This is a genomic window from Kosakonia pseudosacchari (assembly GCF_015167415.1).
GTDB classification, from domain to species: domain Bacteria; phylum Pseudomonadota; class Gammaproteobacteria; order Enterobacterales; family Enterobacteriaceae; genus Kosakonia; species Kosakonia pseudosacchari.
Window position 1 is genome coordinate 3083637 of sequence record NZ_CP063425.1, and the last position, 26713, is coordinate 3110349.

At 52.9% G+C, this 26713-nt stretch carries 23 protein-coding genes; all 23 read right to left on the minus strand.

Annotation, left to right across the window (positions count from 1 at the left end; all coding sequences use genetic code 11):
* Positions 1-36 precede the first annotated feature (36 nt).
* Positions 37-936: a dTDP-4-dehydrorhamnose reductase gene (rfbD, locus tag IP581_RS14610; RefSeq protein WP_193820718.1), complete on the minus strand. Its 900-nt coding sequence runs from the start codon at positions 934-936 to the stop codon at positions 37-39.
* 2 nt (positions 937-938) lie between these two features.
* On the minus strand, positions 939-2021 hold the full coding sequence (gene rfbB, locus IP581_RS14615; protein ID WP_193820719.1) for a dTDP-glucose 4,6-dehydratase: 1083 nt from the start codon (positions 2019-2021) through the stop codon (positions 939-941).
* Positions 2022-2426: 405 nt separating this feature from the next.
* Positions 2427-3320, minus strand: coding sequence for a GalU regulator GalF (gene galF / locus IP581_RS14620; RefSeq protein WP_097399446.1), 894 nt, complete (start codon positions 3318-3320; stop codon positions 2427-2429).
* 176 nt (positions 3321-3496) lie between these two features.
* Positions 3497-4912 (minus strand): colanic acid biosynthesis protein WcaM, encoded by a 1416-nt coding sequence (gene wcaM / locus IP581_RS14625; protein ID WP_193820720.1) that lies wholly within the window; start codon positions 4910-4912, stop codon positions 3497-3499.
* A gap of 10 nt (positions 4913-4922) precedes the next feature.
* On the minus strand, positions 4923-6143 hold the full coding sequence (gene wcaL / locus IP581_RS14630) for a colanic acid biosynthesis glycosyltransferase WcaL (RefSeq protein WP_086868359.1): 1221 nt from the start codon (positions 6141-6143) through the stop codon (positions 4923-4925).
* Entirely contained in the window at positions 6140-7420 is a 1281-nt protein-coding gene (gene wcaK, locus IP581_RS14635) for a colanic acid biosynthesis pyruvyl transferase WcaK (RefSeq protein ID WP_086868357.1), read from the minus strand. Before wcaK ends, wcaL begins: the two co-directional genes overlap by 4 nt.
* Before the next feature lie 32 nt (positions 7421-7452).
* On the minus strand, positions 7453-8931 hold the full coding sequence (gene wzxC, locus IP581_RS14640) for a colanic acid undecaprenyl disphosphate flippase WzxC (RefSeq protein WP_086868355.1): 1479 nt from the start codon (positions 8929-8931) through the stop codon (positions 7453-7455).
* 9 nt (positions 8932-8940) lie between these two features.
* The gene (gene wcaJ, locus IP581_RS14645) at positions 8941-10335 is read right to left on the minus strand and encodes an undecaprenyl-phosphate glucose phosphotransferase (protein WP_097399443.1); all 1395 of its coding nucleotides are present in this window, start codon (positions 10333-10335) and stop codon (positions 8941-8943) included.
* 57 nt (positions 10336-10392) lie between these two features.
* On the minus strand, positions 10393-11763 hold the full coding sequence (cpsG, locus tag IP581_RS14650) for a colanic acid biosynthesis phosphomannomutase CpsG (protein WP_193822707.1): 1371 nt from the start codon (positions 11761-11763) through the stop codon (positions 10393-10395).
* 109 nt (positions 11764-11872) lie between these two features.
* Positions 11873-13309: a mannose-1-phosphate guanyltransferase gene (gene cpsB / locus IP581_RS14655; RefSeq protein WP_193820721.1), complete on the minus strand. Its 1437-nt coding sequence runs from the start codon at positions 13307-13309 to the stop codon at positions 11873-11875.
* Entirely contained in the window at positions 13306-14610 is a 1305-nt protein-coding gene (wcaI, locus tag IP581_RS14660; RefSeq protein WP_193820722.1) for a colanic acid biosynthesis fucosyltransferase WcaI, read from the minus strand. Before wcaI ends, cpsB begins: the two co-directional genes overlap by 4 nt.
* On the minus strand, positions 14607-15080 hold the full coding sequence (locus IP581_RS14665; RefSeq protein ID WP_193820723.1) for a GDP-mannose mannosyl hydrolase: 474 nt from the start codon (positions 15078-15080) through the stop codon (positions 14607-14609). Before IP581_RS14665 ends, wcaI begins: the two co-directional genes overlap by 4 nt.
* Before the next feature lie 2 nt (positions 15081-15082).
* Positions 15083-16048, minus strand: coding sequence for a GDP-L-fucose synthase (gene fcl, locus IP581_RS14670; RefSeq protein WP_086868345.1), 966 nt, complete (start codon positions 16046-16048; stop codon positions 15083-15085).
* Positions 16049-16050: 2 nt separating this feature from the next.
* Positions 16051-17172, minus strand: a complete 1122-nt coding sequence (gene gmd, locus IP581_RS14675; RefSeq protein ID WP_017458486.1) for a GDP-mannose 4,6-dehydratase — start codon at positions 17170-17172, stop codon at positions 16051-16053.
* A gap of 26 nt (positions 17173-17198) precedes the next feature.
* Positions 17199-17753, minus strand: coding sequence for a colanic acid biosynthesis acetyltransferase WcaF (gene wcaF, locus IP581_RS14680; protein ID WP_086868343.1), 555 nt, complete (start codon positions 17751-17753; stop codon positions 17199-17201).
* A gap of 22 nt (positions 17754-17775) precedes the next feature.
* A complete protein-coding gene (gene wcaE / locus IP581_RS14685) occupies positions 17776-18522 on the minus strand; it encodes a colanic acid biosynthesis glycosyltransferase WcaE (RefSeq protein ID WP_193820724.1) in 747 nt (248 codons plus the stop codon).
* A 13-nt stretch (positions 18523-18535) separates the two neighbouring features.
* Positions 18536-19756, minus strand: coding sequence for a colanic acid polymerase WcaD (gene wcaD, locus IP581_RS14690; RefSeq protein ID WP_065370571.1), 1221 nt, complete (start codon positions 19754-19756; stop codon positions 18536-18538).
* Positions 19731-20948 (minus strand): colanic acid biosynthesis glycosyltransferase WcaC, encoded by a 1218-nt coding sequence (gene wcaC / locus IP581_RS14695; protein ID WP_193820725.1) that lies wholly within the window; start codon positions 20946-20948, stop codon positions 19731-19733. The genes wcaD and wcaC overlap by 26 nt, the downstream gene beginning before the upstream one ends.
* Positions 20945-21436: a colanic acid biosynthesis acetyltransferase WcaB gene (wcaB, locus tag IP581_RS14700; RefSeq protein ID WP_086868337.1), complete on the minus strand. Its 492-nt coding sequence runs from the start codon at positions 21434-21436 to the stop codon at positions 20945-20947. Before wcaB ends, wcaC begins: the two co-directional genes overlap by 4 nt.
* Positions 21436-22281: a colanic acid biosynthesis glycosyltransferase WcaA gene (wcaA, locus tag IP581_RS14705; RefSeq protein WP_097399439.1), complete on the minus strand. Its 846-nt coding sequence runs from the start codon at positions 22279-22281 to the stop codon at positions 21436-21438. The genes wcaB and wcaA overlap by 1 nt, the downstream gene beginning before the upstream one ends.
* 103 nt (positions 22282-22384) lie before the next feature.
* The gene (gene wzc / locus IP581_RS14710) at positions 22385-24553 is read right to left on the minus strand and encodes a tyrosine-protein kinase Wzc (RefSeq protein WP_097399438.1); all 2169 of its coding nucleotides are present in this window, start codon (positions 24551-24553) and stop codon (positions 22385-22387) included.
* A gap of 2 nt (positions 24554-24555) precedes the next feature.
* Positions 24556-24999 carry a low molecular weight protein-tyrosine-phosphatase Wzb gene (wzb, locus tag IP581_RS14715; protein WP_025263910.1) on the minus strand — a complete coding sequence of 148 codons (444 nt, stop codon included), beginning with the start codon at positions 24997-24999 and terminating at the stop codon, positions 24556-24558.
* Positions 25000-25001: 2 nt separating this feature from the next.
* Positions 25002-26147, minus strand: a complete 1146-nt coding sequence (locus tag IP581_RS14720) for a polysaccharide export protein (protein WP_086868329.1) — start codon at positions 26145-26147, stop codon at positions 25002-25004.
* Positions 26148-26713 lie beyond the last annotated feature (566 nt).

Here is a 26713-nt window from a genome sequence, read left to right on the forward strand (position 1 = left end):
CCAAGCAAAATGCCTGCCCAGAGGCATTTAAAAAAGTTAGATTGGCGCTGTACTAAAGAGCTCTGCCAGCATACGTTTAACGCCGAGCTCCCATGGAGGTAACACCAAATCGAATTCACGTTGGAATTTTTCAGTATTAAGGCGTGAATTTTTGGGTCGTTTGGCCGGCGTGGGGTACGCTTCTGTCGCGATGGGGTTGGTACTATTCAGCGCTAGCGCCACCCCCTCTTTGCGCGCTTCGTCAAATACCAGCTGAGCAAAGGAGTACCAGGTCGTCGTCCCTGCCGCAACCAGATGATAAAGCCCGGCAACATCTGGTTTCTTCAATACGGTACGAATTGCATGGGCTGTACAATCTGCAAGCAATTCCGCACCGGTCGGCGCGCCATACTGGTCGTCAATAATGGACAAGATTTCTCTATCTTTCGCCAGTCTGAGCATTGTCTTAGCAAAATTGTTTCCTTTACTAGCGTAGACCCAACTGGTGCGGAAAATCAGATGATTAGGACAATATCGCTGAATCGCCCTTTCCCCTGCAAGTTTAGTTTCACCATACACGTTCAAAGGCGCTGGCTCATCCGTTTCACGCCACGGTTTATCACCCGAGCCTGGGAAAACATAATCCGTTGAATAATGCACCAACCAGCGGCCAAGCGTACCTACTTCGCGAGCGATCGCCTCAACACTGGTCGCGTTCAGCAATTGAGCATAATCACGTTCAGATTCAGCCTTATCGACAGCCGTATGCGCAGCAGCATTAACCACTACGTCAGGGCGAATACGCCGAACGGTTTCAACCACCCCCTGCGGGTTGCTGAAATCACCACAATATTCAGTAGAGTGCACATCAACAGCAATGACCTTACCGAGTGGTACCAGAGCACGTTGCAACTCCCAACCCACTTGCCCTGTTTTACCGAAGAGTAAAATATTCATGATTAACGCTTCTCGTAGTTCTGTTCGATCCAGACCTTGTAAGCGCCGCTCTTAACATTTTCAACCCAGCGTTGGTTATCCAGATACCACTGCACAGTTTTACGGATGCCTGATTCAAACGTTTCCTGCGGTTTCCATCCCAGTTCGCGGCTGATTTTGTCAGCATCAATGGCATAACGGCGGTCATGGCCTGGCCGATCTGTTACATAGGTGATTTGATCGCGGTAAGAGCCAGCTTTTGGCACGATTTCATCGAGCAAATCACAAATTGTGTGGACAACTTCGAGATTCTGCTTTTCGTTATGACCACCAATATTATACGTCTCACCTACAACACCTTGCGAGACCACGGTATAGAGCGCACGTGCGTGATCCTCGACATATAACCAATCACGAATTTGATCGCCTTTGCCATAAATCGGAAGAGGTTTTCCTTCTAGTGCATTCAAGATGACTAGTGGGATCAATTTTTCGGGAAAGTGATAAGGACCATAATTATTTGAACAATTGGTTACGATTGTTGGCAAGCCATAGGTACGCAACCAAGCACGAACAAGGTGATCGCTGGAAGCTTTGGAAGCAGAATAAGGGCTACTTGGGGCATAGGCCGTCTTCTCAGTAAACAGGGGTAACGGCTGCTCTTGCGTTTGCTCATCAGGATGGGGTAAATCACCATAAACTTCGTCTGTCGAAATATGGTGAAAACGGAAGCCTTCTTTTGCCCCCTCAGTTAAAGTTGACCAAAACGCACGTGCTGCTTCGAGCAACACATAAGTGCCAACAATATTAGTTTCAATGAAAGCTGCTGGCCCCGTTATGGACCGATCAACATGACTTTCTGCAGCCAAATGCATAACCGCATTGGGCTTGTGTTCGGCGAAAATACGCGCCATCGCCGCCGCGTCACAAATATCCTCATGCTCAAAAAAATAGCGCTCGCTCCCTGCTATGTCAGTGAGCGATTCAAGATTTCCGGCATAGGTTAATTTGTCCACGTTCACCACAGAATCTTGAGTGTTATTAATGATATGCCGAACAACCGCAGAGCCGATAAAGCCTGCACCACCAGTGACCAATATTTTCACGAGAATTATCCGTTCTTGCTATGTAATGTTTTGAGCTAAATGAATAAGCAAAATGGAAGAAAATAGATAATTGAAGGCACGCTACCGCCCCTGGCTCTTCAGCTACCAGTGTACTGCACTCGCCAAACAACTCTTCAGGGGGTGTTAACGCTCACTATGCGTTAATAGTATTTTATTGTCGCCAGGCACAAAATGTTAAGGAGCTATTCTCCGCTGAAACAGCGCTGGAAACAAGGGAAAACCTTGATTGCATTTGCGCAATAATTCCGCAAATCGAACCTATTAATAGTTGATAAATAATGAAAATAAACAAGGGCAGTAAGAATCACCAGAGAAGGTAATACCTCATAGCAACTCTTTACTGCCCCGGTAATGAATGACTTAATTACACAACATTTTTAATTGTTACTGTGTAAGCAATTTTTTAATACTTTCGCGGAATTTCTGACCTTCTTTCAGGTTACGCAGACCGTAGTTGACAAAGGCCTGCATGTACCCCATTTTCTTACCGCAGTCATAGCTGTCGCCGGTCATCAACATCGCATCAACAGACTGTTTTTCCGCAAGTTGAGCAATCGCATCAGTCAACTGGATACGCCCCCAGGCACCCGGCTCGGTTTTTTCCAGTTCCGCCCAGATATCGGCAGAAAGTACATAGCGCCCCACTGCCATCAGGTCGGAATCCAGCGTCTGCGGCTGATCCGGTTTTTCAATAAACTGCACAATGCGGCTGACTTTACCTTCTGTGTCCAGCGGCTCTTTGGTCTGGATCACGGAGTATTCAGAGAGATCGCCTTTCATGCGTTTTGCCAGCACCTGGCTACGGCCTGTCTCAGCAAAGCGTGCCACCATCGCCGCGAGGTTATAACGCAGCGGATCGGCCGTTGCCGTATCCAGCACGATATCCGGCAGCACAACGACAAACGGGTTGTCGCCAACGATCGGGCGCGCGCAAAGAATTGAGTGGCCCAACCCCAGCGGCTGCGCCTGACGCACGTTCATAATCGTCACGCCTGGCGGACAAATAGACTGCACTTCCGCCAGCAGCTGGCGTTTAACACGCTGTTCAAGCAGCGCTTCAAGTTCGTAGGAGGTGTCGAAGTGGTTTTCCACCGCGTTTTTGGACGAGTGAGTCACCAGAACGATTTCTTTGATCCCTGCAGCAACAACTTCGTCGACGATGTACTGAATCATCGGCTTGTCGACGATCGGTAGCATCTCTTTTGGAATCGCTTTCGTGGCCGGGAGCATATGCATTCCCAGACCGGCTACCGGAATAACTGCTTTCAAATTAACCATTATTTCTTCCACCTGTAATAATTGGATGAATTATAAACCTTTAACCTGTTTTCGCCAGTGCGTTGCAGCGAGGAAAGTGAAAGATGTTACGCCTAATGTCCCTGCAAGGCAGTAGATGTAAACCTAACCCAGGTGCTAAATCACCAGGATTTATCGTAAAAGGCCATTTCCCGCGCTCAGAGCCGCTTCGCTGGTAAACGGAAGTTCAAATTATCGACATTCACCACATGCTGATCGACTCTGTCGATATCGACTGAACTTTGCCCATTTTCATTGACTGCGTGAATATTCGCCAATGACAGCAAGGTGTCCTGTTTCGCCATAAAACGCCCGCGGACATCTTTGCGTAAATCGAAGTTCAGCTTCAGTGCCGGGCCGTTGGCCGCCTGTTGCGTCACGTTGATATTACGCAGGAAAAGATGTTGCGGTTTATTGTGCAGCTCCAGCGTCGCGCTCTGCATTTTCACATTTGTGATAGCCACAAACGAGGTGGCATTACCGGACGATATCTGGATACCGCGCAGCTTATATTTGCTGCTGCTGTTGTCCTGCTGGATATCGTTGAGTTTGAAATTCTGCGGGATCGACAAATAATCGCCTTTGATAACACCATAACCAATCAGCATCCCGGCGCTGTTGACCATTGAAACATTATCAATGACGAAATTATCACAGCCGTAAATCGCGACAGTTGCATTATCGATCCCGGCTTTTTTACTGAAATCCGGGGTGATGTTTTTCGCTTTAACGTTGCGAATAATAAAATGTTTACCGTTTTCCACATGCACTAACTGGCGGCAGTTACTGCCGGTAATATTCGCCACGACAAAGTTTTTAACGGCTTGATCTTCAGGGTAGTTATTGTCATAGGTACTGCCCGCCAGCCCAATACCAATGCCCCAGTTAATCTTCCCGTTGGTGCAGTTAATGTTATCAATCACGTGATCGGAAATCAGGACGTTGCGGTCATTGATAGCCACATTCCATTCGATGGCATCACCTTGTAAGTCGCTGAAATGACCATTAGTGATCCGCACGCCGTCGAGTTCATTGTGGAAACCCTGGCGTAAAATGCCATAGTTCGCTTTGCTCACCGTGATGTTATCAATGACCAGGTTGCGCATCGTGCGCGACTCTTTACCGCCAATATAGATCTGCATCACCGGGCCAAAGCCACTCATGCTCACACCTTTGATTTCGCAGTCTGAGCCGCGAACATCCAGCGTGATGTTATAGAAATTGCCGCCCTTCTCCCCCACCACCCGGCTACCGTCCTGCAAGACAAAGCGCCCGCGCCCGTTACCTTTCAGCGCGCCGCGCACCAGCAGCGTTTTGCCAGCGGGAATAAAAATACCGGTGTTAATATTGTCGCAGACCACCCCTGCGGGGACTTCCACGGTTTGCCCGTCAGCAAAGGCCTGTTTAAACGCCGCGGGCCAGTCATTGCGGTTGTAATCACTGATACTGACCGTGTCGTTACGTCCCAACGCGCGGGCTGTGGGAATATGTAGCAATGGAAGCGCCGCCAGCGCGGAACCGGCGGCCAGGAAGGTGCGTCGCGAGAGCGCAGTTGCTGTTTTCTTCACGGTCATAAAACCTCTGTTAAAGCGTCTGCAACAGACTGGCAAGTTGCTGGTTGATGATTTTCTGGTTGAAGTCGTTCTCGACTTTTTCGCGCGCCCGCGTCACCACCGGCGTTAAATCACGGCTCTCCATATCACCGAAAGCAGCCAGTCGCTGCGCCAGCGCTTCGGCATCATTTTCCGGCACCAGCCAGCCGGACTGCCCGGCATCGATCAACTCCGGAATGCCGCTGTGAACGGTTGAAACTACCGGGATCCCCACTGCCATCGCCTCCATCAGCGCAACCGGAATGCCTTCCATATCCCCATCCGCGCCGGTCACCGACGGCAGCAAAAAGACATCGGCTTCATCGAGCAGTGCTTTCACTTCATGGCTGGGTTTAAAACCCGGCATTTCAATCACATCTTCCAGCTGGAATTGTTCGATAAGCGTGCGTAAGCGCCGTTCCCACGGGCCAATACCGAGGATGCGATATTTGAAATCCACGCCGCGTTCTTTTAACAAACGGCACGCTTCAATGGCGACGTGCAGCCCTTTTTTCTCGGTCAGACGCGCCACAGAGATGATTTGCAGTGGACTACCGGGGCTTTTAACCGAGCGCAGGCTGAAGCGGGCCATATCAACCCCCATGCGCGACACGGCGATTTTGGTCTCCGGGCAACCCATGTTTTTCAGTCTGCCGGCCCATAAATCGCTGATCGGCAGCATCAGATCGCCACGCTGGAAAAGTTGCTGATACTCAGGCGTGTAGTGGTTCAACACGTCGCGGTGAGAGATATCAATGCCGTGGAACACGGTGGCGATTTTGCCCTTGAGTACGCCCAGCTCCCGCAGTTTTGCGGCGGTAACGCCTGCCGGGCCAAAGTGGGCGATAAAGACATCGGCGCTGAACGTGCGCGGCGCGAGGCCGCAAATGGCAGGCAGGATCAGATTGCGAGCTTCGTCACCATAGCGCGACATATTCAACGCTTTCCAGGTGGAGGATTTCCAGATCCCCCGCGCTATCGCCTGCCCGCGATAGCTCAGTTTTGCCATCTTCCCTTCCGGCTCAGCCAGCAGCCAGTGCGTTTTTTCTGCCAGCCGGTACTCGGTATACGCCGCATGGGTATTGTTCATATCGCCCTTATGCAGGGCGACAATCTCAACCTCAAAACCCATATTGATAAAGGCAACGATCTGGTTGAGCACAAAGGTTTCGGAAGATAAGGGAAACTTCAGCAAAAAGAAGCTGACTTTCATTTCACCCCCTGTACGCGATCAAGCACCGATTTGACCATCTTCATGCCATGCTCGCGTTCCGCCGCCACCGCCGTTGCCAGACGCTGGTTAATCGCAGGCAACTGCCCCAGCGTGTCAGCCGCCATCGCCGCCAGAGAACCATCCAGCAGATGGCGAATGTCTACCGCCATTTCCGGCATCCCGAGTTGCTGCATAATGCCTGCAGACTTGTGTTCATAGTTGATAGCAATCGCCGGCGTACCGAAGTTCATCGAGATAATCGCCGAGTGCAGGCGCGTACCCACCGTTAAATCACACGCGCCGAGGATCTTACCCATCTCCAGATCGTTCAGCTCATCCATCACCACATGGTAGCGCGACGGATCGCTAACATACTGGCGCAGATTGAGCGCCACCATGCGGTCATCTTTGTTATAGCTGTCGATACCGGTGCAGGTAGAGAGGGCAATAACCTGATAACCCGCGTCAATGATCCGGTTGACCACCTCGGCAAAAGCCTGTTCATAGGCCTGTTGGGTGGTGTTCAGTCGTTTATCAAACGGCGCCAGTTCACGCAGCGTGATCGCCACGGTCTTCTCTTTCGCCGCCAGGTCCAGCCAGTGCTGCACCGCATAGCTGGCAACAAAATCGTGCTGATGGTGATCCACCAGCCAGGCGGTATCAACGCCCTGCTCCACTTTGCTGGTGGTGATGTCGCTTTGCTTCATCAAATTGAGGCTTACGGTTTCGCGCAGGATCAGCGCATCGCAATGGCCAAAGACATAATTCGCCAGTTGGTTAAACGCCTCGTTCTGGAACGGCCCCACGCTGTGACCAATCATGTAGATCGGTTTTTTCGCCATAAACGTACACAGCGCGTGCTCAAACTGCGGCACACCATACAGATCGACAAAGAACGAGCCGCCGACCTGAATAATCGCGTCATAGTCCGCCAGACGGCGGACAAAATCGGTAAACCCTTGCGCAATAGCGATATTGCGCAGCTTACCGGTATCCGTCACTCTGGAAAGCAGCACCTGGTGCTGGTAACGGCGGCGCAGCACTTTCTTCACACGCCCCATCAGGCCGGCGGCATTGTTCTGCTCTTTCATCTGGCTATAGAGCGGGTCGCCCATTACCGGACGGTTGAGTAACCAGGATGAGCTCACCGGATAGCGGCTCATCACATCCACCTCTGCCTCAGGCTCAATCAGGGCAATCGCATCCAGCAATCCACGTAAAATAGCGCTGTCACCACGGTTGCCGCATGTGTGATTGCCAAGGATCAATAATTTCATAACGACCTCATAAAGGGGTTCAATCAGGTTTCTTATCCTGCGCGAAGCAGCGTTTTAAGTTTCTCGTTGCGGCAAAACTGGCGTTTCATCTCCACCACCAGCGCATTACGCGACACAATCAGCATCCCGGCGAACGCCACCACGCCCGCTGCGACCTGAATCGCCAGCATCGCCGCCAGCGGCAGATGTCCGTTCAGAGCCAGGCCCAGGCCATAGCTCACCACCAGCGTCGGCAGCGACAGGTAAAAGGGCAGCCACAGGCTCAGGATGTACTGACGGTAACTGGAGCCGAGCACCGGTTTGATCATCACGAAGTAGCTCAGAACCGTGTTGATGATTTGCACCAGCAGAAAACCAAGCGTCACGCCGAGCGCCCCCGCCAGATGTCCGCCGACAATAATGGCGGGAATGAAGAGAAACGTTTTAAAGACATTGAATTTAAAGCTGATATCCACCCGCGCTTTCGCCATCAGCAGCGAACCGATCGGGTTACCCACCGCGCGCAACAGGCCGACAATACACAGCAGTTGCAGGATAGGAATGATGCTGTTCCATTTGTCGCCAAACACCAGCGGCACAAAGTTGTTCGACACCACCATCAGCCCCAGCAGGATCGGGAAGTTAATGATCCCGACCACCGACAGCAGCTTGTAAAAGTTCACGCGCAGCTTTTCCGTGTCATCCTGGATTTTGGCAAACGCCGGGAACAGTACGCGGGTGATGATGGGGTTGAGCTTCATCGGCGGCACCACCGCCACGTTGTACGCCAGGTTGTAGCCCCCGGCGACACTGGCACCGAGAATACGCGCCAGCACCAGCGTGGAAAGGTTGGTGTTCACATAGTTGATGATACTGTCTGCCGTCAGCCAGGCGCCAAAACGCAAGTTGGAACTGACAGACGCCAGCGAGAAATGCAGCCCAGGACGGTAAATTTTGCGGCCAAAATAACCAAACAGCAGCGTGCGCACGGCGCTGTTAACCAGATAACCGAGGATCGCGGTCATCGCCAGCGGCCAGAAGAACGCGCTGATGACCGTAAAGCTGAAGCCCGCCAGCACCGACAGCGTTTCAATGGCGCCTATCTTGTTGAACTCGAGCTCTTTTTGCATCAACGCGCGAAACTGCTGGCCGTGCGGGATCACCACAAAAGCCAGCGACAGCGTTTTAATCAGCGGTGCCAGATCCGGGTTATTCAGCACATTGGCTATGACCCCGCTCAGGGAGAAAACAGCGATACAGACCACAATGCCCAGCCCAACATTGAGCCAGTACAGCGTGGTCAGTTCGAGATGGCTTATCTCTTTACGCTGAATAATCGAGTTGGCGATGCCGAAATCCGACAGCGTATCCGCCAGCGCGATAATCACCAGCGAGACGGTCAGCAGACCGAACTGGTGGTTATCGATAATGCGCGCCAGCACGGTCATCTGCACCAGCCCCAGACCAATAATGGTCAGGGTCGCCATGGCGGACCACTTTGCGCCGCTGATGGTTTTTTCTCTCAGGCTCATGACCTTTCCTTAATACGCCGCTTTGTTAACAAAGCCTTTAAAGACGGTCAGAAAAACGATTTTGATATCGAACCACAGGCTCCATTCACGGATGTACTCGAGATCGAACTCAATACGTTTTTCCATTTTCTCCAGCGTGTCGGTTTCACCGCGCCAGCCGTTAATTTGCGCCCAGCCGGTAATCCCGGGTTTCACTTTATGGCGCAGCATGTAGCCCTCAATCAGGGAGCGGTACTGCTCGTTATGCGCCACCGCATGCGGGCGCGGGCCAACGATCGACATCCCGCCGGTCAGCACATTGATAAATTGCGGCAGTTCATCGAGCGACGTACGGCGCAGGAAACTGCCGACTTTCGTCACGCGCGGATCGTTCTGCGTTGCCTGCGTCACCACTTTGTCGTTTTCCATCACCTTCATGGAGCGGAATTTCCACACCTTGATTGGCTTACCGTCCATGCCATAGCGCGTCTGGCGGAAGATAACCGGCCCCGGCGAGCTGAGTTTCACCGCCACCGAAATCGCCAGCAGCACCGGGGAGATGAGCAGCAAAATCAGCGAGGCGAGAACAATGTCTTCCAGACGTTTCAGGATGCGATTGACACCAGAAAGCGGCGTGTCATACAGCGGCACCACCGGCACGCCGTTCACCTCTTCCACACGCGAGTGCAGAATATTAAAGGTGAAAACATCGGGGATAAGGATCACCGAACAGGTGGTATCGGCCAGCTGGCGCACCAGCTTTTTGATACAAGCCGCGTCATTCATCGACATGGCGATGTAGACGTTGTGAATTTTCCCGCTTTTCGCATCTTCCACCAGTTGGTCGAGATTCCCCGCCCAGCCTGTGGTAATGCCGCCCGGTTGTGGGTCGTGGTAAACCCCGACCACATCAAACCCGAGCCAGGGCTCATTGCGAAAACCTTCCAGCAGTTCCTGGCCCATCGGCATGTCACCCGCCACCGCCACGCGGCGCGTGTTGTAGCCAAGATTACGCAGCCAGCCTGCGCCAAAGCGGATCACCGCCCGGCTCAGCATCAGCCCCATCGAGGTCAATAAATACCAGGCCAGATAAATGGTGAAGGTGTTATCAAAATCAGTATTGAACGCCAGCAGACCCGCGCTGAAAATCAGGCTCAGCGTCCAGTTCTGCAACAGCAGCGTCAGTTCGGTCATGATTTTTACGCCCCGCCAGGAGCGGTAAAAATCGGTCATTCCGCCGATCATCTGGAAAACAACCAGCGTAATCAGAGCCATCAGCAGATGCATGTAGAAGAACGGCAGCGCATTGACCTTACACACCAACCACAGGCCACCGAACATAATGGTGATGTCGGAGAAGCGCTGCACGATAGAGATTAACGATGCATTCGTTTTGGCCCGGTCGCGTTTTTTGAGATGAGTCATTGTTGTACCTGCCTGTAATGTTCCCTCCCCGGCATCGGGGAGAGGAACGCCTTATCGTTATTGATTCAACAGTGCCAGAATTTCCTGCGTTCGCGCTTTCATCAGTTCCTCGTCGCGCCGCGATTCAACGTTCAGACGTACAACGGGTTCTGTGTTGGAAGAGCGCAAGTTAAAGCGCCAGTCGGCAAACGCGATGCTGATGCCGTCCGTACGGTCGATCTCCAGCGCGCCAGGCGTGAAGTGTTGTTCAACGCGATTGATCGCCGTCGCCGGGTCCGCCAGTTTGCTGTTGATCTCACCGCTCGCCGGGAACGCCACCATGCGGTCGCGCACCAGTTGCGCCAGCGTTTTGCCTTTCAGGCACAGCAGTTCGGTGACCAGCAGCCATGGGATCATGCCGCTGTCGCAGTAGGCAAAGTCACGGAAGTAGTGGTGCGCGCTCATTTCGCCGCCATAAATAGCGTCTTCTTCGCGCATCCGCTCTTTAATAAAGGCATGGCCGGTTTTCGACATCACTGGCGTACCGCCCGCGCGGCCAACAACATCCACTGTGTTCCACGACAAGCGCGGGTCATGAATAATTTTCGCGCCCGGATGTTTTTCGAGGAACGCTTCCGCCAGCAGGCCAACAATGTAGTAGCCCTCGATAAACTGCCCTTCCCCGTCGAACAAGAAGCACCGGTCAAAGTCGCCATCAAAAGCAATGCCCATATCGGCGTTATGTTCAATCACCGCGTTGCGGGTATCGTCGCGGCACTCGGGCAGCAGCGGGTTAGGAATACCGTGCGGGAAGGTGCCGTCCGGCTCGTTATGCACTTTGACGAACGTCACCGGCACATTCAGCGCCTTAAAGCGGGCTTCAATGGCATCCACCACCGGGCCTGCCGCGCCGTTACCGGAGTTAATCACCAGCTTCAGCGGCTTGAGGTTATTGGTATCGATATAGCCCATCAGGTGATCGATATAGGCGTCGCGCAGATTAATTTGCTCGTAGCTGCCGCGTTTTTCCGGGTTCACCGACGGGAAATCATTGGCTTCCGCCAGGCGCTGCACATCGCGCAGGCCAGTATCACCGCTGATCGGCCGCGCGCCCTTACGCACCAGTTTCATGCCGTTATAGTCCATCGGGTTATGGCTGGCGGTGACTTCGATACCGCCGTCAACGCCCAGATTGAAGGTGGCGAAATAGATCTCTTCGGTGCCGGAAAGACCAATATCCAGCACATTCACACCAGCGTCCTGCAACCCTTTCGCCAGCGCCAGCTTCAGCGCTTCGCTGGTCTGCCGCACATCGCCGCCCAGCACGATGGTCTGCGGCTTCAGGTACTCCCCGTAGGCGCGGCCAATACGCCATGCAATATCTTCATTGAGTTCTTCGCCCAGCTTGCCGCGAATATCGTAAGCTTTAAAACAGGTTAATTTTTCCATCATTACCTCTTCTTCAGGCAACAGTCAGCCGTGACCGTAAAATGGCCATATCTTGTTGATTAATTTAAATTTATAAACCGGATAACTTTCTCGTTATCCGGCACGGGAATTAAATACGGCCGTAACGATCGGCGAACCGCACAATGTCATCCTCTTCAAGGTACGAACCGGAGCGTACCTCGATCAGATCGAGCGGAATTTTCCCAGGGTTTTCCAGACAGTGGCGCGCGCCGAGCGGAATATAGATAGATTCGTTTTCGCCCAGCAATTTCACCTCGCCATCAATTGTCACTTTTGCCGTACCGGCGACCACCACCCAGTGTTCAGCGCGGTGATGATGCATCTGTACGGAAAGTCCTTCGCCCGGCTTCACGGTAATGCGTTTTACCTGATAGCGGTCTCCGGAGTCGATGGAGTCATATTTACCCCACGGGCGGTAAACTTCGCGGTGAATGTGATGTTCGTGGCGCCCGTCGGCTTTGATTTTCTCGACCACTTTTTTCACATCCTGCACGGCGTTACGGTCGGCAATCAGCACCGCATCTTTGGTCTGCACCACCACCAGATCTTTCACCCCGACGGTCGTGACCAGGCCTGATTCGGCGTAAACGTAGCTGTTTTCGGTTTTATGGCTGATGACGTCGCCGTGATGGACGTTTCCCTCCGGCGTGTGCTGGCTGATTTCCCACAGCGACGACCAGGAGCCAACATCGCTCCAGCCAGCATCCATTGGCACCACAACCGCATCGGCGGTGCGTTCCATGACCGCATAGTCAATCGACTCTTCCGGGCAGGCGAGGAAAGACGCTTCATCAACGCGGATAAAGTCCATATCCGGGTCGGTGGCATCCATCGCTTTTTCGCAGGCTTCAAGGATATCCGGACGATACTTTTTCAGCTCTTCCAGATAGCGACCGGCGCGGAACAAGAACATACCGCTGTTCCAGTAATACTCGCCGCTCGCCACATAACCCTGCGCCGTTTCGAGGTTGGGTTTTTCGACAAATTGCGCCACTTCAAACGCCACCGCATCGACGTCACCGGCTGAAACCGCGCCGCGACGGATGTAGCCATAACCGGTTTCCGGCAGATCCGGCACGATACCAAAGGTCACCAGTTTGCCCGCTTCGGCGTAAGGGATCGCATTGCGTACCGACGTGCGAAACGCCTCTTCATCCTGGATCACATGGTCAGCGGCCAGCACCAGCATCAGCGGATCGCTATCCGGGTTGTGGCGCTTTACCGCCAGCGCTGCCAGCGCGATAGCCGGAGCCGTGTTGCGACCTGCCGGTTCCAGAATGATGTTTTCGGTCAGCTTGTGCAGCTGACGCAGTTGCTCCGCCACGATAAAGCGGTGCTGTTCGTTACAAATCACCACCGGGCTTTCGCACTCCACACCGTTCAGGCGACAGATGGTGGTTTGCAACATGGTGAGTTCGCCTTTCAGGCAGAGAAACTGTTTAGGGTAAAGCACACGGGACAGCGGCCACAAACGGCTGCCGGAGCCGCCGGCCATCACGACCGGGTACAGTTGTGTTTGACTCATGATTTATCCCCATTACCGTCGAAGTTCAGTTCGCCGTCATGCACGCTTTCGCGGGCTGGTGCGGGCTGAATGGAATTCTCCGGGCTGATATCTGCAATAAACTGGCTTAACACGTTCTCTTTTTCGAGCGTGCGTTCGGCATATTCACGTGCCACCGTGTTGTTTTTGGGCAGCGCCAGCGCGCGTTCAATGCCCCAGGTCAGCGCGTCGACCGATTCCGGTTCAACGCAGACCGCAATGCCAGGCTGGGTCAGACACAGCTGGCCAAGTTCGGTACTCTCTTCGGCGGTAATCACGGCATTGCCGCCGACCGCCAGAATGTTGGTCAGTTTGGACGGCAGCACGGCGTCAGCCGCGCCGCGTTTTTGGATCACCAGATGGCAATCGCCCATTTTTAATAAGGCAGGCAACGCGTCATACGGCTGCAACGGGAAGAATTTCACGTTGTGAAGCCCGCGCTCGCTGACCATTTTTTCCAGCCGCGCCTTGCCGCCGCCCTGACCGACAATCACAAACAGCCACGGCTGGTTGTGCAGTTTTGCCGCCGCTTCAATAACGTTTTCCAGCCCCTGCTTCTCACCGATATTGCCGGAGTAAAGAATGATTTTTTTGTCATCCGGCAGGCCGAGCGTGCGGCGCAGTTGCGCGACGGATCCGTCGTCGATATCGCGAAAACGCGCCACTTCGGACCAGTTCGGGAAGAAAATAAGGTTGTCCGCCGCCACACCTTTCTCCCGCGCTTTGTTCATCATCGAGCGGGAGATGGTCGATACGTTGTCAACGTTATGCAGGTTGCTGCGTTCAAAGGCGGTCGCCAGTTTCGCCACCAGGCCACCTTTACCTTTACCCGCCATGCCTAACCCCAGCATGGCGTCGACTTCATAATCCTGAATGTGCAGCACGGTTTTCGCGCCGCTCAGTTTTGCCAGCAGGCGCATGCCCGGCGTGCAAAACAGGGTCGGCACGACGCCGATAATGCGATCCGGTTTCCAGCGACGCTGCGCCATCAACGGAAAGAAGCTGCTCAGGGCAAAGCTGCCCAGATGCAGCAGCCGTTTTAAGGTCGATGGCTGTGCGGGCACATACAGCGGGCAGCGCCACACGGTGGCAACGCCCTGCTCTTTGCGCCAGCGCCAGGCGCTGTATTGCGCGCCCACTTTCCACTCCGGGTAGTACGGCGGCGCGGTAATCACGCGCACGTCATGGCCCTGACGGGCCATCCATTCCACCATTTCGCCGGTGTACTTACCGATCCCGGTCAGCTCCGGCGAATAGTTGATGCCATAGACCAGGATTTTCATAAGCCCGGTACTCCCTGCGCGTCGAGGAAATAGGCGCGGCTATTGTCATGTACCAGCGGGTCGGCAATCAGTGACTCCGGCGTTCCCCAGCGGTAGTCGTTGTGCTGATCCTGCGGCAGCGCGAGGGACTCTTCGTCCACACGCAGGCGGAAGCCCAGCACGATGTAATGCGTGGTGAAATCCGGGCCGGAAAAGTTGTCGTCATAGAAGTGCTGCCAGACGCCGTAAAACTCGCCTGCCGACATCGGCAGGCGCAGTCCCAGTTCCGCCTGAGTCAGTCGCTCGAAAGCGGCCGCCAGCGGCTCGTCCTTTTGCACGCGTCCGCCCGGGACAAACCAGTATCCCTGGGCCGGGCGGTTAGTACGCTTGCCGAGTAAAAACTCGCCGCGTGAGTTTTCCACGATTAAATCGATGGAAATCAGCGGGGTTGAACGCACCACCGTGGCAAAATCTTCCTGACTCAAAAACATACTTACCCCCGGAACCGGTGCTGGTTTTCAAGGAACCACTGGTAGGTGCTGGCAAGCCCCGCTTCCAGTGAGATCTCGTGATACCAGCCAAGCTGATGCAGGCGGGTCACATCGAGCAGTTTACGCGGCGTGCCGTCCGGTTTGGTGGCATCAAACACCACGCGACCTTTGTAACCCACCACGCTTGCCACGGTTTGCGCCAGTTCACGAATGGTGCAGTCCACGCCGGTGCCGACGTTGATGTGCGACAGCATCGGTTCGGTATTCTCCTGCCACACTTCGCGCGCCAGCTCCTGGACATGAATGCTGGCCGCAGCCATATCATCCACATGCAGGAATTCGCGCATCGGCGTGCCGCTGCCCCACACCACCACATCCGGCGCATTTTCCTGCGTCGCTTCGTGGAAACGGCGCAGCAGCGCAGGGATCACATGCGAGTTGCTCGGGTGGAAGTTGTCGTGCGGCCCGTACAGGTTGGTCGGCATCACCGAGCGGTAATCACGGTCATACTGACGGTTGTAGGATTCGCACAACTTAATACCGGCGATTTTGGCAATCGCGTACGGCTCGTTGGTCGGCTCCAGCGTCCCCTGCAACAGCTCACTTTCCGCAATCGGCTGGTGAGCCAGTTTCGGGTAGATGCAGGACGAACCGAGGAACAACAGCTTGTTCACGTCGTTCTTGTGCGCGGCGTGAATGATGTTGCTCTCAATCATCATATTTTCGTAGATGAAGTCCGCCGGGTAGGTATTGTTCGCCACAATACCGCCCACTTTCGCCGCCGCCAGGTAAACCTGATCGATACGCTCACTGGCGAAAAACGCATTCACAGCCGCGCTGTCTAACAGGTTCAGTTCCTCGCGGGAACGCAGCACCAGTTCGATATCCGCCCGCTGTTCGAGCTGCCGTACGATGGCTGACCCCACCATCCCGCGATGGCCAGCCACAAAAACACGTTGTTTGGTCATGCTCAGGACTCCAGCGCGATGGCAACCTCGTAACCGTGGGCCTTAAGCAGTGAGTGTTTTTTCGCTGCTTCCAGATCTTTTGCCACCATTTCGGAGACCATCTCCTGCAGGGTGATTTCCGGTTTCCAGCCCAGTTTTTCGTGCGCTTTGCTCGGGTCGCCGAGCAGGGTTTCCACTTCAGCAGGACGGAAGTAACGCGGGTCAACGGCAACAATCACATCGCCCGGTTTCACGCCCGGTGCGTCATGGCCGGTCACAGAAACGACAATGCCTTTCTCTTCCACGCCGGTGCCTTCAAAGCGCAGTTTGATACCCAACTGTGCCGCCGCCATTTCCACGAACTGACGCACGGAGTACTGCACGCCGGTGGCGATAACGAAGTCTTCCGGTTTTTCCTGTTGCAGCATCATCCACTGCATTTTCACGTAATCTTTGGCATGGCCCCAGTCACGCAGGGAGTCCATGTTGCCGAGGTACAGGCAGGATTCCAGACCCTGTGCGATATTGGCGATAGCACGGGTAATTTTGCGGGTCACGAAGGTTTCGCCACGGCGCGGAGATTCGTGGTTGAACAGAATGCCGTTGCAGGCATACATGCCGTAGGATTCGCGGTAGTTCACGGTGATCCAGTACGCGTACAGTTTGGCAACCGCGTACGGAGAGCGCGGGTAGAACGGCGTGGTCTCTTTCTGCGGGATTTCCTGCACCAGACCATAAAGCTCAGAGGTGGACGCCTGGTAGAAACGGGTTTTCTTCTCCAGACCCAGGAAGCGAATGGCTTCCAGCAGACGCAGCGTACCCATGGCATCAACGTCGGCGGTATATTCCGGGGATTCGAACGACACAGCCACGTGGCTCATCGCGCCCAGGTTGTAGACTTCATCCGGCTGCACTTCCTGCAGGATACGCGTCAGGTTGGAGGTATCGGTCAGGTCACCGTAGTGCAGATGGAATTTCGGGTTGCTGGTGTGCGGATCCTGATAGATGTGATCCACACGCTCGGTATTGAATGAGGAAGCGCGGCGTTTAATGCCGTGAACTTCGTAACCCTTCTCCAGAAGCAGTTCCGCCAGATAAGAGCCATCTTGCCCGGTTACGCCGGTGATGAGAGCGACTTTAGACATAATTTATTTTCCTCAATAGTCCCAGTTCAGGGAGTTACCTTTTCAACGCGTTCGCGCGTCACCACTGCGGGATTGCCACGGCAAATCACATTTGCCGGAAGCGATTTAAAAACACTGCTGCGAGCACCGACTACCGTCCCGTCGCCGATGGAGACGCCCGGCGCGACAAACACATCTGTCGCCAGCCAGCACTTCTCACCAATCACGATTGGCGTCGCGTTAATATCAAAATGCGCGCTCATATAATCGTGACTGCCGGTGCACAAATAACATTTCTGAGAAACCACTGAATTCGCACCGATAGAAATATCACCCAGCGTGTATAACACTGCGTCATCTCCTACCCAGCTGTAATCGCCTAATGTTAATTTCCACGGATAAGTAATTTTTACCGATGGACGAATAACCACACCTTTTCCAATCTTTGCGCCAAATAAACGCAACAGAAATGCGCGCCAGCGATACAGCACCTGCGGGGACCAGGCGAATAATGTCGCCTGCACCGCCCACCACAGTTGAACCTTAATAGCGTTGCCGCCCCGAAAGCCTTTCGGCACGGAGAATCCTTTTAAATCCTGCATCATTTTTCCTTATATCTGAGCGTTATGCTTTGTTATATAAGGCTTTCGCTTTGCCGGTCGTCCGTAAACGCAACATATAAGACAACTGTGCCCAGAAGCCCGGCATGCGTAATATTTTACGCTGCACATTGCGAGCATCCTGACATAATTCAAGGTTATTAGACGTTGATACGCCGCCCATCGAAAATTCAGATACAAGACCTTTCAAACGTTTAAACGGGAACCCCGCTTTAAACATTCTGGCGGCTAAAGCGTAATCGGAAGAGACTTTATATTGCAGATCGTAGGGGTAAGTTTTCAGACCATTTACCGGGAAAAATATAGCCTGATGGCTGGCCGGTAAGCTGTGGTAAATATACCAGCCATGTTTTGCGCCACGACGTATTTTTGTGCCATCGCCGAAATCCAGCAGCGCATCGCCAATATACATTGCATTCTCTTTCTCATCGTCCAGCTGACGAACAACATCCACAATTTCTTCATGGAAAATATCGCCGGAATTGAGAAACAGCGCAAAGCGTCCTGCGGCCATATCGATCCCTTTATTCATGGCATCATAGATGCCTTTATCGCGTTCGCTGATATAACGTAAATTGTACTGACCGTTGAGGTTTTTCAGAAATTCCTCAGTACCATCCTGAGAACCGCCGTCAACCACAATCCATTCGAATTCAATATTTTGCGCTTTCGCCAGGTGAGCCAGCGACTGCCAGGTTTTCATCACACCTTCATAATTACGAAACGCGACAGTAATAACACTTAGCAGCATTTGACCCACCTCATCATGTAGTCGCTATATTCAACGCTTTGCGCAGAATAAATGGACAAACGATTAAAAACGCATATTCCGGGCTAAAAATAGACCCCGTAAAAAACAACGATATCGGAGTGAACAGATAAAGTTGAACGCGAAAATTCTGATTGTTGCCAAAGGCATTTATCGTCATTTTTCCAACTTTAAACAGATACCATCCGGTCAGTAATACTGCGAACCATGAAAAATAAATGATCAGCAGATACAACCCATTGTCTATTGTTTTCCCGACGTCCGCACCGTTAAAGATTCCGAATGATGCGACATATTCGTAAAGTGAGCCAAATCTTACTACACCATCAATATTGGTCAGTGAATATCCCACCATCACCAGCGGACCGATAATACGATAATACGAGGAAGAGCCTTCCGTACCTAAATCGCCGATTCGTTCTGCGATATATGGAAAAGCAAATACAACGCCAACAATAAACACTGCCAGTGAAATAATTGCCAATGGTAACTTTTTACGGATCGCCTCTTTGTTCAGATACTGGAAAGCCCATTCCAGCAGATAAAACAGGATAAATGTCATTACCCCTGAGAACGATCCCGAAAGAACTATCCCTGCCAAAATCATAGCATCGGTCTTCGGCGTTTTGATACCAAACTGTTTGATGCTGAGCCAAATTGAGATTAACGCCAGAGCGAAGAATGCCGGTTCGAAATATAACGCCGTAGTACGCTTACCGCCGAACTTGATAAAATTCAGCACGTAACTGTTGCTATAGATGAGATATTTCGAAATCCCCTCCATTAAACTGCTGCCGCCTGTGAGGATAATCTGCGCCATTTCCATCGCCGCTAACAGCACCACGAATGCCACTACCGCATAGAAAAATCTCAATATCTTGCGGTAATTATGCGGTGAAATGGTTTTGAAGCGGATACTCCACACCATGCCGATGATGATCACGATATAAACGAACAGCATCGTCGAAGTGACATATTTACTGGCGTCCAGCGACTTACCGAAAATGAAGTTAAACAGCGTCAATCCTGCCCCGGCACCCAGCGCTATCATCAACTTTTTCACGCTGATGCGCTCAACATAGAGCAGCAGCAGCACCGGCAAAAACGTCACGATAGTGATGGGAAAACTCTCTCCTAACTGGAGGAGTTTGACGTTAACCAGCAGATAAATGAGCGGCAGCAGGAGGTAGCTACAGACCTTGATAGAATGAGACATACTCCTCCAGCATCTGTTGGCCACTGTATGCCTGGCGGCTGCGCGCGCGGAACGCGTCAAGGCTTTCGCCAAATACCGCCTGGGCAATGTCGGCTTTATGGCACTGCACTAGCGGCAATACCTCCTGCTCGCTGAAGGTCTTACCGCCCGATTTCTGCAACACTTCGCGCGCCGCATCGCTATGGGTGGCAATCACCGGCACACCGATCGATAATGCTTCGCACAAAATCAACGGATAGTTGTCCACGCGGGAACTAAAGACCAGCGCGTCCATCTCGTTGAGTTCACTCATCAATTTGCGCTTATCGGTCAAAAAACCGTGGTTGACAACGTTTTTACCCTCAAACGGGGAAAACTTACCGAAGGTATGCAGCTCCACGCGGTCGTCCATCGCCATGATGTCACGCACCAGTTGCTGATTGGTTTTGCCGTCGTAACGCAGATCGTGCGCCACCACCGCAATCTTCGGTTTGCCTTGCGTCTCTTTCACTGGCGACAGTTCGGCAAGAATGGCCTCTGTTGCTACATCAATGCCGTTATTGATAATGCTGCAGCGCCCGGCACCATACAGGCTATTAAAGGCGTCCGCCACGTGCTGGCTGGGGGAGATAAACTGGCAGCCAAGCGCCAGCATGTCGTTAAATAACTGACGTTTGCTGTCAACGAGCTTATGCGCACGGTCAACTTTCACCGGCGGGTAGTTCGACAGCGTCGGGCATTTGCGGCAATTTTCTTTCCAGCCTTCACAGCCATCGGTAAAGGCGCAGCGCCCGGTCACGCTCCAGTGGTCATGCAGCGTCCAGACAAAGATGACATCCGGCTTGTGCGCTTTCACCTTCTGGCAAAATGTCACCAGTTCATCCAGATTCAGCCAGTAGCTGTGCATGACATGAAAATGCAGTACCACCGGACCCTCTGTGCGGGTCACGGTGCGATAGAGATTATTCAGGTTGCCAAAAACATCGCGGTTAAACAGGCGAAACAGCGCCAGGTTAGCGATGGACGTCAGACGAGGTGTCTGTTTATACACCTGCGGATAGTTGTCGTGGCTGACGCTTTTTTTGCCGCCTTTGCCATAGCCGTAAATAAAACGTGATGAAATGCCTTGTTGCAGCGCGCGCTGATGTAAATCGAGCGCGACGCCTGCGGCACCGCCTTCTGCAAGGCGCACGTTAAATTGCAAAATATTCATTTAATCACCTTCACGCGCGCTTTTTCGCCAACCACCAGCGCGTTGTCCGGCACGCTGTCGAGCACCACGCTCCCCGCGCCAATGGTGACGTTATTACCAATGGTGATATCGCCAATCACCACTACGTTGGCACCCAGTTCAACGTTGTTGCCAATCACCGGACAGGCCAGGTTATCGGGCCCACGGTTGCCGATGGTGACACCATGACGAATGGTGAAATCATCCCCGGCGACAGTATATTTATTGATCACCACCGCATAACCGTGATGAATGGTAAAGCGGCGACCAATTGTCGCGGCGGCCTGAATTTCATAGCCAAACAGGCATTCGGTGACAAAGCGGTACAACAAAATGACGGGAGCAGCCCAGAGATTGTTGATGACATGCTTTTTGCGCCACACGGAGCAAAAATGAGCAATGCGGTACGCCGCAACCATGCAGCACGGGCGCAAATTCCAGTGATTAGCGCGAAAATCTTCCAGACGCATTATTTCCCCCGCAGCCCATCAGCCAGACGCTTACCGTTACGCAGAGAAAACAGCGTCAACAACGTGCGCCAGTTCATCCGCTTATTGCGAATTTGGTAGAGGGTAAACAGCTGATATTTCTTGCTGGCGCGATCGAATTTGTCTTTGTGCTTACGATAAAAGTGGAAGTAACCGGAAAATTTCTTCGGCGAAGAGGTGATCTGCATTTCACCGTGGTTAATGTGCAGGATCTGCGTGGCTTCTTCGATTTTCCACGGCTCGCCGTACTCCTCGACCATCCGCAGGAAAATGTCGTAATCCTGCGCCGCCTTCAATTGAGTATCAAATAAGCTCTCTTTAAAACGCCACCCCCAGGTGAACACCTGGTTACCCACGATGTTGCGCTTGTAGAACAGCTTGCGCGAGAACGGCGATTTCGGGTAGAGCGGCAAGCTCGCCGGTTGCGCATAGACTTCGCCCTGGCAGACATAATCGTTGGCGTACAAAAAAGCGCGGGTATTAAGCAGATGTTTGTACGCCAGAAAAACGGACAGGCGATTTGGCGTCCACTCATCGTCATCGTCAATGCCGGTAATGTACTGGCCTTTCGCCTGCAAAATCGCCTGGTTACGCACCGCGCAGGCACCGGAGTTAAAGGCGTTACGCGTGTAACTGACACGCGGGTCGCCCAGCTCATCAACAAACTGCTGTAACTGCTCGAAGTTTGCGGAGCAGTCATCAACAATGATCATTTCCCAGTGCGGGTAATCCTGGCGCAGCACCGATTTAATCGCGCGGATCGCCAGCTGTTGCCGGTTCCAGGTTGGCATATAAATTGAAATTAACGGGTTTGCTGTTGTGCTCATGATGCGTTCCCTAATGCGTTCAACATGCCGCTTTCGCCCTTACTGCCGCCTTTTCCCATAAGGGAAAAGGCGCAGCGCGTTGAGGGACAGAGGTAAGGTCTGGTTATTTTGAATCGGACTTGTATTCGTACTCGTAGTAGCCGTAATCCTGGTAGCCGGTCGCGCGGCGGAAAATCGAGTTCAGGATCACGCCTTTCACCTGAATGCCGTTTTGCTCGAAGCGGCTCAGGCTGGTCTGGATCTCTTTGAGCGTATTCACCGCGTAACGCGCCACCATCAGCGTGGTGCCGGCGTGGCGACCCACGACTGCCGCATCCGTTACCGCGAGGATCGGCGGGGTATCGATCAGCACCAGGTCGTAGTGGCTGCTGGCCCATTTCACCAGCTGACTAAAGCGTTCGCTCATCAGCAGCTCGGATGGGTTTGGCGGCACCTGACCGCGCGGCACCAGGTCAAAGTTGCTGATAGAAGTTGGCTTCGCGCAACTTTCGATAGCGCCCTTCCCGGCCAGCACTTCGGACAAGCCATTTACGTTGTCGGTGCCCAGCAGTTCATGGGTGTAGCCTTTGCGCATATCGCAGTCGATCAGCAGTACGCGTTTATTGGTCTGGCTAATCACAGCCGCAAGGTTGGCGCAGACAAAGGTTTTACCGATTGACGGGCTAACCCCGGTCATCATCAACACATTGTTATTGGCCTGCATCATGGCGAAGTGCAGGCTGGTACGCAGGCTGCGCACCGCTTCGATGGCCAGATCCGTTGGGTTGCCCACCGCCAGCAACTGGCTCTGCTTATAGCGTTTAACCCCTTTGATGGTTTTGACGCTATCCCGCGCTTTTTGCCACTCCGACAGTGGAATGCTGGCGTAGACGCTGATTCCCTGCTCTTCGAGCACTTGCGGGCTTTCGATACCGCGGTTAAACAGCGAGCGCAGCAGCACGCCGACTACCGAAACAATCAGGCCCAGGATAATGCTGCCAAGAATGATCAGCGCTTTCTTCGGCTTCAGCACGCCCGGTTGTGCAATGGCCGGGTCGACAATACGCACATCGCCAACGGTACTCGCCTGGGTGATACGCAGCTCCTGCTGTTTATTCAACAACTGCATATAAACCTGCTGGCCTGATTCGACATCGCGCGTCAGGCGAACAATCTCCTGCTGCGTTTCCGGCATCGCGGTGATGCGATCGTTCAGCTTCGCTTTCTCATCTTCCAGCGCTTTACGTTTTTCCAGCAACGTGCGGTAAGCCGGGTGAACTTTGGTATAAAGTTTGGAGATTTCCGCTTCACGGAAGGTCAGTTCGTTCAACTGCGCATCGATGTTGACCATCGAATCGAGTACCGATTTCGCTTCCAGCGGCAAGTCGACGGAGTCTTTGCGCTGACGGTAGGTGTTGAGTTTTTCCTCGGCCTCATCGAGGTTTTTGCGCACTTCCGGCAGTTGCTTATCGAGGAAGACCAGGCTTTTGGCCGCTTCTTCGGATTTGCGCTCAATGTTCTGCTCAAGGTAGTTGCGCGTGATGCTGTCCAGAATGGCGCGAATCTGATCGCGGTCTTCGCCGGTATAGGTGAGGCTCAGCACGCCGGTGTCTTTACCGTTCTCGGTTACCGTCAGATTGTTTTGCAGGTTGTTAATCATGCCAAGCGTAGAAAACTTGGTCACGGTGAACTCGCTGTCATTCGAGGCCTGAATGGCACTCACCATCATGGTGACGCCTTGCTTGCTGAGCTGTTGCCCCACTTCGCCGCGCGCTTCAAAACCGCCGTCACTGCTTAACAGATACTGTTTCGGGCTGAGCACTTTTAATGTGAAAGTCTGCTCGTTCATGCCTTTTGGCAGCGTGAACGTGGTGACTTTCACCGTCTCGTTCTGCCGCCCCATCAGGCGCTCCCACCCTGCCCCAAACAGCGGAAAGGTGTTTTTCACCACGGAGATATCCAGATCGAGATCGTCAACGGTTTTACCCAGCACCAGTCGTGACTGAATAAGCTGGATTTCCGCGTCCGACGCCGGTGGCTTGTTCGACAGCGCGCTGTTCAGATCCTGCACCAGCGAGCTTCCGGTATTCTGCTCGATTTGCACCAGCGCATCGGCGCTGTAAATAGGAGTTGCGAACAGGCAGTAGACCACAGCAATCAGTGCGAAGACCGAGGTGATGCCCAGCACCCACCAGCGAGCCTCAATGATTGTGCCGAGCAAACGGCCAATATCGATTTCGTCGTTGCCCACCGCCGGGGCAGCAGAATGCGAATGGTGTGTTTTCTCTGTCATTATTATCCCTGCTGAGCTTGCAATGCCTGCGCCCAATGGCGGGCAGACTGGTCAAGTAAGGTGTAAATAGCTTCAAAAGCTTCACGACTTTTGCGATACGGGTCGGGGATCTCCCGCTCGTTATCCCAGTGGCCAAATAACATGACCTTTCCACGCATTTCCGGGGCAATCTCGCACAGGCGGGCAATATGACGTTTTTCCATCACCAGAATCAGGTCGTATTCGCGGCACATTTTTCCGGTAATTTGTCGCGCGCAATGCCCTTCCAGAGAGAGTTGATTATCCGCCGCCACGCTCACGGCGTTGGCGTCCGCGCTACGTCCAACCAGCGCGCCCAGCCCGGCTGAGTCTACCGTTAAAGCGGGCTGGTATTTTTTCAGCAGCCGTTCTGCCGTGGGGGAACGGCAAATGTTCCCCACGCATACCACCAGAATTTTGTTGAACATAGTCATTGCAGATTTTGGATGTCGTTGGCCGTGTTGGTCATGTAGCGAACGCCACTGATTGTCGGCAGCAACTGGTTGATAAGACGGTTCCAACGCGCAACCGGTGCGGTCGTGACATACACCACATCATACGGCTGGAGACGGAAGTTCGTTGCCATAACCAGCGATGTGGCATCCGACATATCGAGCTGGTAAATGTTGGCGATCTTGTTGCCACGGCCACTTTCGTTGCCTTTGAGCGGACGAATAACAAAAATGCCGCTGGCGTTGGAGGTGGTCAGATCGATACCTTCGGCCTGGCCGAGCGCTTCGGTCAGCGTCATGCCGCTGAAGTCCATTTTGAGCGTGCTCTGTTTTTTCACTTCGCCCATCACGAACACTTTCAGATCGTCATTACGCGGAACAAACAGAATGTCGCCGGGGTAGAGCAAACGGTTCTGGCTGAGATCGCCGTTTTGCATCAGCGCCTGCAGCGAAATACGCTGTTCCTGGCCCTGGTGTGTCAGCACGACGTTGCGCCAGTCTGCGCTGTCGGTCAGACCACCCGCGGCGTTGATCGCATCAAGTACGGTAAGCGGTACGTTGGTGATCGCCTGCTGACCCGATTTCGCTACCTGACCGGAGATATAGGCTTTTTGTGAGCGGAACGCGGCGATATTAACGTCCACCTGCGGGTCAGCAATATAGGTCGCTAAACGGCTGGTAATATCACTACGGATCTCATTCAGCGTCTTACCGGCGACGTGAATCTTACCGACATACGGATAGAACATGGTGCCATCGGGTTGTACCCAGTTACCGGCATCGCTCGAACTACGATACTGACCGGCTGGCGTGGTGAGTTCCGGGTGATCCCACACGGTTACGTTCAGCACATCCCCTGGGCCAACGCGGTACTGGTAGGCGGAAATCTCCTGATCCAGTGACATATTCGGTTGAGCAACATTGGTGCGCGGGCGCAATTGTTCAATCAGACGCGGGGTTAATGGATAGACATTCACCATACGGTCTATATCAAAATCAGCATCCTGCTGTTTAATCACATCCTTTCCCATCGTAGACATATTGCTCCCGGGGAAGACGGTGCAGCCACTCATCAAGCTAATGGACACCAATAATGGCATCAATTTCGTTTTAGATTTCATCATTGATTAATTATCACTTTGGCAGAGTAATTATCCTGTGCGATTTAAATAAGCGCTCAAGCTGTACACAGATTCAGAATGCAGTTAATTCTTGAGAAATATAACTGGCATCAGTCCTAAAAAGCGTTTATTCAACCACATGCGATTACAGAATAATCCAGGCTGATTGACATACCCGCAGGCACGCTACCGCCCCTGGCTTTCAGTTACCAATTCACTGATTGACGCTAAGTCATTGATAGTCATCCATTACATCCTCTTTCTGGTGGCGCTATTTACCAACCAGATAAAATACGGCAGGTACCGGCTTTCGCACTGATTAACAATGCTGAAAATAAACACGCTGGTATATTTGAACGATGCTGGAGGAATTGTTGCAGCTAAGCGAATAGCAGGCAAGGCGACATTCAGAGATAAACATCTTTTTAAGAATAATATTAAGACCAAAAATTTAGCTTTTTAGGATTTACCGCATATTGACAAAAAACCGAGCTGATATTAGCGATGCGACTTTTCCTATTTTCCATATTTAAATAGTTATAATTAATCACAGAAACAATAAGGAAATA